Raw genomic sequence first — 6,842 nt, 5'->3', positions numbered from 1 at the left:
GCCCCGGGGGCCGACGCCGGTCGCGCAGAGGTGGGCCCGCCGGTGGACCCCGGTCCCCCTCCGGACGGACGGCCCGTCATCCGGGAGTGAAGAACCGGAACCCGGACTCCCCCTCGACGGCCACCTCGGTCGTCGCGCGCGGGGGCGGCGTGAACCGCACGTCACCGCACCGCCGGCACCGCCAGGTCGCGTCCTGCGTGCCGCCGAGCCGCACGAACCTGTGGTCGACGGGCAGCTCGCACCACCACCACGCTCCGAGCGGTGGATGGTCCGGCTTCGGGTCGCGCAGCACCGTCACGATGCGGGCCGCCTCGACGACGGCCAGGACAGCGAACGCGACCGCCGCGGAGATGCTGCCGGGTGTACCCGGGACGACCAGGGCGACCGCGGCCCCGAGGGCGAGCACCAGTACTGCCGAACGGAAGATCAGTCGTCGTCGTCGCACGGCACGCCTCCGAGGACCGCCGCCGAGCCCGGCGACATCGGGTCCGCGTCGAGTCTCCTCCCCCGGGCGCGGCACGGGAAGGCGCGGTGCTCTGCGTGAGCACCGCGCCTTCGCGACGCGCTACCGGGCGTAGGTCTCGAGCTCGGCCACCTGCGGCGTGCCGTTCGAGCTGGTGATCTCGAGCGTGACCTTCTTCAGCGACGTCGTCGCGAAGCCGATGACGCCGGCCCCGTTGCCCGAGGTGAGGACCGTGCCGGTGTCGGCGTTGAGCACCCGCCACGCACCGATCCGGCCGGCGGCGCCAGAGGTCTCACGGACGACGAGCTTCGACACCGACGTGGCCGAGCCCCACTTGATCGAGATGCTGCCCGTGGAGCCGCTCGGGGACCAGTAGGTGCTCACTGACCCGTCCTTCACGTTGCCGTAGCTCGACCCATCGGCCTTGCTGGAGCCGTCCGCACCGGCGCCGAGGCTCAGGTTCGTGCCACTGGGCGCGGTCGGTGTGGGTGCGGGCGTCGTCTGGGTCGGTCCCGGGGTGGTCGGCGTCGGCGTCGGCGTCGTCGGGGTGCAGGACCCGTCCGACACGCGCAGGCCGGTGGATGCGCCAGCGGTCTGGCGGACGATCGCCGGCACGCAGCTCGCGCCGTCCAGCGTGTACGCGTACGGGATGCTGACCGTCGTCGTGGACACCGGGTTCGGTCCGGCCGGCTGGTTGTCGCCGCTGCGGGTGGACCAGGTGACGTTGTCGAAGATGTTCCCGCTCACCTGCCAGGTGCCGGCCTCGCTGGTGTAGAAGGTGCCCAGGACGTCCTTGGAGTCCTCGAAGTAGTTGTTCTCCACCTTGGCCTGTGCGCCGGCGCGCGAGTTGATCCCGGACTCGTTGAGGTTGACGTAGTGGTTGTTGTAGAGGTGCGCGACGCCGCCACGCAGCAGCGGGGTCCGCGAGTCGAGGTTCTGGTACAGGTTGTGGTGGAACGTGACGAACCCGTTGGAGCGGTCGCTCTCGCTGGAGCCGATCAGCCCGCCGCGCCCGGAGTTGCGCAGGATGCTGTAGCTCAGCGTCACGTACTGGGTGTTGTCCTTCATGTCGAACAGGCCGTCGTAGCCCTCCGACTCGCCGCCCGACGCCTCCAGGGTCGCGTGGTCCACCCACACGTTGCGGACGCCGCTCTCCATGCCGATCGCGTCGCCGCCGTTGGACGTGGGCGAGCCGGACTTCTTGACGTTCTTGATCGTCACGTTCTGGATGATGATGTTGCTGGACTCGCGGATGTGGATGCCCACCTGGTCGAACACGGCGCCGCTGCCGACGCCGACGATGGTCACGTTGCTGATCTGCTTGAGCTCGATCACGCCCGCCGCCGTGCTGCAGCTGCTGCCCGACACCTTCGCGGTGTTGCCGTGGTTGATGGTCCCCTGCACCTGGATGGTGATCGGCGTGCTGCTGCTCGCGCGGTTGCACAAGGCCGCGTGGATGGCGGTGCCGGTGGTGGCCGTGACGGTCTGCCCGCCCGCGCCGCCGGTGGTCCCGCCGTTGCGGGTGGCGAAGCCGGTGGCGCTGCCCGTGGCGGCCTGCGCGACCGACATCGTCAGGGCGGTCACGCCGAGCGTGGCCACCAGGGCCGTGGTGGCCAGGGCGGCCAGAGGTCGCAGTGCTACGGGTCGTCTCATCGGTGGTGCCTCGTCTTCGTTGTCGCGGGCGGCCCGCATGGGACCGAGTAACCGGTTTCCCGATGCTAGGAGACCGCTTTCCGAATGCACTACGGCGAAACGTTTCTGAGCCGCGTTTCTCATGGGGAGACGGCGAGAGGCGCACCGTGACCGGACTGTGAGCAGAACGCGGCTCGCCGACGGGCGAACAGGTGCACGCTTCGGGTGTGGATGCCGAGCACCGCCGCCGAGGAGCCCTCGCAATCGCTGCCGCGCTGGTCCTGGCCGGGTGCTCGCGCCCGCTGCCACCCCCCGAAGCGCTGCCGACCGACGCCCCGACGAGCGCGCCGGCGGCGACCGACAGCAGCCTGCGCTGGGCGGACGGCAGCACGATCACGAGTGAGCCGATCGACGTCGACGCCGCGCGAGCCGCCGTGCCCGGCTCCGACTTCGAGGTCGTCTCCACAGTCCCGCCCGGCAGCACCGCGGACGGGTACCTGATACCGATACGGCTGACCACGGACGGGCGGGCGGTCACCGCCCGGGTCCCCGCGGGCATGTCCGACCCCGACCCGTGGTTGGCCGCCCCGATGACCGTGGGTCTGCTCGACGGCGCGACGTTCACGCCGTTCGCCCCGGCGGCACCGATCGCCGGGGACCACCCGCGGCAGGCGTTCGACGCGTCGGCCGCCGAGGGCCTCACCGCGTGGCTGGAGACGGACAGCACCCAGGCCGGCACACCACGCTGGCGCGTCTTCTCCGCAGGGCCCGACGGCCGCGCCACCCTGGTCGCCCGCGCGGAGGAGCTCGGGGACGGCGGCACGTCCGGGGCCGGGTCGACGATGATCGCGCGCGGGCGCGTCTACTGGACGGCCGGGACGCCCGGCCGGAGCGACGTCTACTCCCGCGCAGCCGATGGCAGCGGGCCGCTGGTCGTGGTCGCCGCGGGGGTCTCGCAACCTGCGTCCTCGTCCCGGGGCGTCGCCGTCGTGCGCTCGGAGCGCACCGACCCCTCCGTGCCGCCCGGTGCGACGAGCATCGAGCTGGTGGTCGACGGGCAACAGCCCCAGGTGCTGGTGACCCGGTCCGGCCCTCCCGGGTCAGCGGTCGTCCAGCTCGCGGCGGACCGTGAGCTCCTGGCATTCGTCGCGATCACCTCAGGGGACTCGGGTGGCCGGCTGTTCGTCGTCGACGCCGCCGCACGGACGGCGAGGACGATCGCTCTGCGCGGCTCGGGTCGCGAAGCGTCCATCGCGCTGTGCGACGGTCGGCTGCAGTGGTCGGAGGCCGACGGCCAGGGCGCCGGCACCTCGGCGCCCACGTTCGTGCTCGACGTGGTGTCGGGCGAGCTGGCGAGGATCGACGTCGACCACGCGTACACCGGGGCGATGTGCAGCGGTCGGTACCTGGCGTGGAAGCAGCTCGACGCGGCGGCGGGCACGTCTGCCAGTACCGTCGTGGCGCGTTGGAACGGGTAGTCAGGGGTCGCCGGTCACTCGCAGCCGGGAGCCTCCACCCCGATGCGGGACACGGGCGAGTACGGGTCGTCCGTCTCGCTGGCCCACAGGTAGGAGCCGATCGACGTCAGGTACTCGTCGACCTGTGCGTCGTCCTCCCACGAGTAGCTGGGGACGGTCTGGCCGCCCGCGTCCAGGACACCTCGGAGCGGGTCTCCCGGGTAGATGTCGAACGGCGGCCTGACGCGGTCGTCGAGCGGACCGGAAGCCAGGGTCCAGCCGGTGGCGGCGCCGTCCACCCCGTCGAGGTAGACGGTCAGGCTCCCCCAGTCGGCCAGCCAGAACGAGCACGACTCCTGCGGGGGCTGCGTGGCCTCTCCCAGGAGCTCGACGAGCCGGTCGTAGGCTCCCGCAGGTCCACCGAGCGCGACGCTGCCGACGCCTTGGTCGGTCAGCAGGACCTCGGCCGGCGGCGGCGCCTCGACCGTCACGGTGACCGCCGGGGCGGGCACCTGAGTTGCTGTCACCGTCGCAGCCGCGCTCGGCTGGTCGCCGCCGTCGTCCAGCACACCGCAGCCCGCGAGGGGCACCACGGCGGCAGCCAGCAGGGCGATCATCGCCAGTCGTCTGCGCACCCCAACCGCCACCCTCCGCTGTGGCGGAGAGCGTACTGCGAGAGGCTGGCCCTGCGGGGTTCGTGCGGTGCCACGCGGTGGGACGACGAAGGCCCGGCACCATCGCGGTGCCGGACCTCGTCTCACTGTGCGCCCGAAGGGACTCGAACCCCCAACCTTCTGATCCGTAGTCAGATGCTCTATCCATTGAGCTACGGGCGCATGGCCCCGCAGGGCCGCCCACGACGATACAGGCCAGGGGCCCGGTGTCCCAAACCGGGTGCACGTGACCCGGCACACGCGGAAGGATCACGGCCATGACCACGGCAGCACGGCTCGGCACCGGCGGGGGCCGGTGGGGCATGCGGACCGACGTGCTGCGCCACGGCGACGACCACGACGGCAGCCGGGTCGGGTACATCGAGCTGTTCTTCGACCTGGTGTTCGTCTTCGCGGTCACGCAGCTGTCGCACAGCCTGATCGAGCACCCCGACCTGACCACCCTCCTGCACACCCTGATCCTCGGCTGGGCGGTGTGGTGGCTCTGGATCGACACCACGTGGGTGACCAACTGGCTGGACCCGAACACGCTGCCCGTGCGCACGATGCTCGTGGTGCTCATGCTCCTGGGCCTGCTCATGTCGAGCGCCATCCCGGAGGCGTTCGAGGGCAAGGCGCTGCTCTTCGCGGTCCCCTACGTGCTCATCCAGGTGGGCCGCACCCTGTTCACCGTGTGGGCGATGGGTCGGCACTGGCCCGAGAACGCCGAGAACTTCGTCCGGATCACGGTGTGGTTGAGCGTCTCCGGAGCGTTCTGGATCGCCGGTGCGCTGGCCGACGAGCAGGTGCGGCTGGTCCTGTGGGTCGCCGCGGCCCTGATCGACGTCGTCGGACCCCGCGCGCTGTTCTGGGTGCCGGGGATGGGTCCGACCGACCCGCACACGTGGTCGGTCCGCGGGTCGCACATGGCCGAGCGCGTGGCGCTGTTCCTCATCATCACCCTGGGCGAGTCGATCATCGTCACGGGGGGCGCGTTCGCCGAGCTGGAGCTCGACGCCACCACCCTGCTGGCGTTCCTGGCCGCGTTCGCCAGCACGGTGCTCATGTGGCTGCTGTTCTTCGACCGGTCCGAGCAGTCGGCCACCGAGTACTTCTCGTCCCGGTCCGAGCCCGGCATGGTCGCGCAGACCGCCTACACGTACGTGCCGTTCCTGCTGGTCGTGGGCATCATGCTCACCGCCGTCGCCGACGAGCTGGTCCTGCTGCACCCGCTCGGGCACACCGACCCGTGGACCGCGGGACTGGTCTGCGGCGCCGCGGCCGTCTACCTGCTGGGGAACGCGTTCTTCCGACGCGCGACCGGTGGCCGGTGGTCCGCACCTCATCTGGCCGGCGTCGTGGTGGTGCTCGCGGTGTTCCTGATGCGGGACTCGCTGACGCCACTGGCCCTCAACTGGGTGTCCAACTCAGTGCTGCTCGCGGTGATCGTCGGCGACGTGGTGCTGGCCCGTCGGGGCCGGGTACAGCAACAGCCCGAACCCTGAGGGGTTCGGGCTGTTCTGAACGCGGAGACGGTGGGATTTGAACCCACGGAAGGCTTACGCCTTCACGACCTTAGCAGGGTCGCGCACTAGACCGGGCTATGCGACGTCTCCAGGACCAGCACAGGGTACCCGCGCCGGAGGCGGACCACCAAAGCGGCCTCTGACCTGCGGCTGGCTACCCTTGGGCTTCCACTGGTTGGCCCGTTCGCCCTGTGCCGCGAGCCGCGCCGACTCCTCCACGCGCGCGGCACGGGTGGTCTCGCGGCGGGCGTGCACGATCCACTCGAGGATGGCGCGACGGGCCGACGGGGGGAACGCGTCGAACTGCGCGCGTGAGCCCGGGTGCCGGTCGAAGGCGGCGGCGAGGTCGTCGGGCACGAGCAGGTTCTCGACGTCGTCGAGCAGCGTCCACGAGCCGTCGGACTTCGCGGCGTCGACCACCGTGCGCCCGGCGGGCAGCATGCGGTCCTCGGCCTCGAGCCGGACCAGTCGCTCCTTGTTGGTGCGGGCCCAGCCGCTGCCCGGCTTGCGCCGCGTGAACCAGAGCATGTGGCGCTCGTCGTCGAGCGTGCGCCCGGCCGAGTCGATCCACCCGACGCACAGCGCCTCCTCCACCGCCTCCTCGTACCTCACGCGCGGACGGCCGGTCGCGGACTTCCACGACACCAGCCACGCGCCCGTCTCGGTCTCGTGGTGGGTGCGCAGCCAGTCGCGCCACTCCTCCAACGTCTCGGCGTGCACGCGCGGTGCGTCGTCCCTGCTGCCGGCCATCGGTCCTCCTACTTCCCGTCCCGGGCGGCCGCGGCGATGTCGCGGGCGCGCTCTGCGCGGTGCAGCTCCCGCTCGGCGGTCGCCACCTCCTTCTCGTCCGCGCGCAGCGTCTGCTGAGCCTGGCCGACATCCTTGTCCGCGGCGGTGGCCTCCTTGCCGGAGGCCGCGAGCCGACGCCGGGCCTCCGCGAGCGCGCGCACCAGGTCGTCCTCCTCCTGGTGCGCGCGGTCGGCCCGCTCCTGCGCCCGAGTCACCTCGGCGGCGCTCTCCTCCCGCGCGGCGACCGCGGCCTCGTGCCGCAGCCGAGCGTCCGCGGCCGCGCGCTCGGCCTGCTCGAGGGCGGCCCGCGCCTCCTCGCGGG

6 protein-coding genes, 2 tRNA genes and 1 pseudogene are annotated in these 6,842 nt (G+C 71.9%); 2 read left to right on the top strand and 7 right to left on the bottom strand.

All coding sequences use genetic code 11. From position 1 onward, the window contains the following. Positions 1-76 precede the first annotated feature (76 nt). Together RYN42_RS18970 and RYN42_RS18965 are read right to left on the bottom strand one after the other, a co-directional pair. Positions 77-445, bottom strand: a complete 369-nt coding sequence (locus RYN42_RS18970; RefSeq protein WP_315098796.1) for a hypothetical protein — start codon at positions 443-445, stop codon at positions 77-79. Between the two features lie 120 nt (positions 446-565). Then, positions 566-2,116 (bottom strand): polysaccharide lyase family 1 protein, encoded by a 1,551-nt coding sequence (locus RYN42_RS18965; RefSeq protein WP_315098793.1) that lies wholly within the window; start codon positions 2,114-2,116, stop codon positions 566-568. A gap of 206 nt (positions 2,117-2,322) precedes the next feature. On the opposite strand from RYN42_RS18965, the gene RYN42_RS18960 reads away from it, so the two are divergent. Then, positions 2,323-3,573, top strand: coding sequence for a hypothetical protein (locus tag RYN42_RS18960; protein ID WP_315098790.1), 1,251 nt, complete (start codon positions 2,323-2,325; stop codon positions 3,571-3,573). Between the two features lie 14 nt (positions 3,574-3,587). Here RYN42_RS18960 and RYN42_RS18955 read toward each other — a convergent pair whose 3' ends face one another. Continuing rightward, positions 3,588-4,187 carry a hypothetical protein gene (locus RYN42_RS18955; RefSeq protein WP_315098787.1) on the bottom strand — a complete coding sequence of 200 codons (600 nt, stop codon included), beginning with the start codon at positions 4,185-4,187 and terminating at the stop codon, positions 3,588-3,590. A 128-nt stretch (positions 4,188-4,315) separates the two neighbouring features. After that, positions 4,316-4,388, bottom strand: a tRNA-Arg gene (locus RYN42_RS18950). 95 nt (positions 4,389-4,483) lie between these two features. Here RYN42_RS18950 and RYN42_RS18945 point away from each other — a divergent pair. Further along, positions 4,484-5,710, top strand: coding sequence for a low temperature requirement protein A (locus tag RYN42_RS18945; protein WP_315098784.1), 1,227 nt, complete (start codon positions 4,484-4,486; stop codon positions 5,708-5,710). 22 nt (positions 5,711-5,732) lie between these two features. Here RYN42_RS18945 and RYN42_RS18940 read toward each other — a convergent pair. The 3 genes and pseudogenes from RYN42_RS18940 to RYN42_RS18930 form a co-directional block, all read right to left on the bottom strand. Then, positions 5,733-5,821, bottom strand: a tRNA-Ser gene (locus tag RYN42_RS18940). Next, on the bottom strand, positions 5,807-6,481 hold the full coding sequence (locus RYN42_RS18935) for a YdeI/OmpD-associated family protein (RefSeq protein WP_315098782.1): 675 nt from the start codon (positions 6,479-6,481) through the stop codon (positions 5,807-5,809). The genes RYN42_RS18940 and RYN42_RS18935 overlap by 15 nt, the downstream gene beginning before the upstream one ends. Before the next feature lie 8 nt (positions 6,482-6,489). Beyond that, positions 6,490-6,842, bottom strand: a pseudogene (locus tag RYN42_RS18930) (hypothetical protein); the annotation flags it as partial.

Origin of the sequence: uncultured Cellulomonas sp. (assembly GCF_963527515.1) — a bacterium.
GTDB lineage: Bacteria > Actinomycetota > Actinomycetes > Actinomycetales > Cellulomonadaceae > Cellulomonas.
This window is presented reverse-complemented; position numbering and strand designations above follow the sequence as displayed.

Bases quoted from the DNA above. Each gene is read 5' to 3' on its own strand.
- RYN42_RS18965 (WP_315098793.1), bottom strand. From the start codon at position 2,116: ATGAGACGACCCGTAGCACTGCGACCTCTGGCCGCCCTGGCCACCACG.
- RYN42_RS18935 (WP_315098782.1), bottom strand. From the start codon at position 6,481: ATGGCCGGCAGCAGGGACGACGCACCGCGCGTGCACGCCGAGACGTTG.
- RYN42_RS18945 (WP_315098784.1), top strand. From the start codon at position 4,484: ATGACCACGGCAGCACGGCTCGGCACCGGCGGGGGCCGGTGGGGCATG.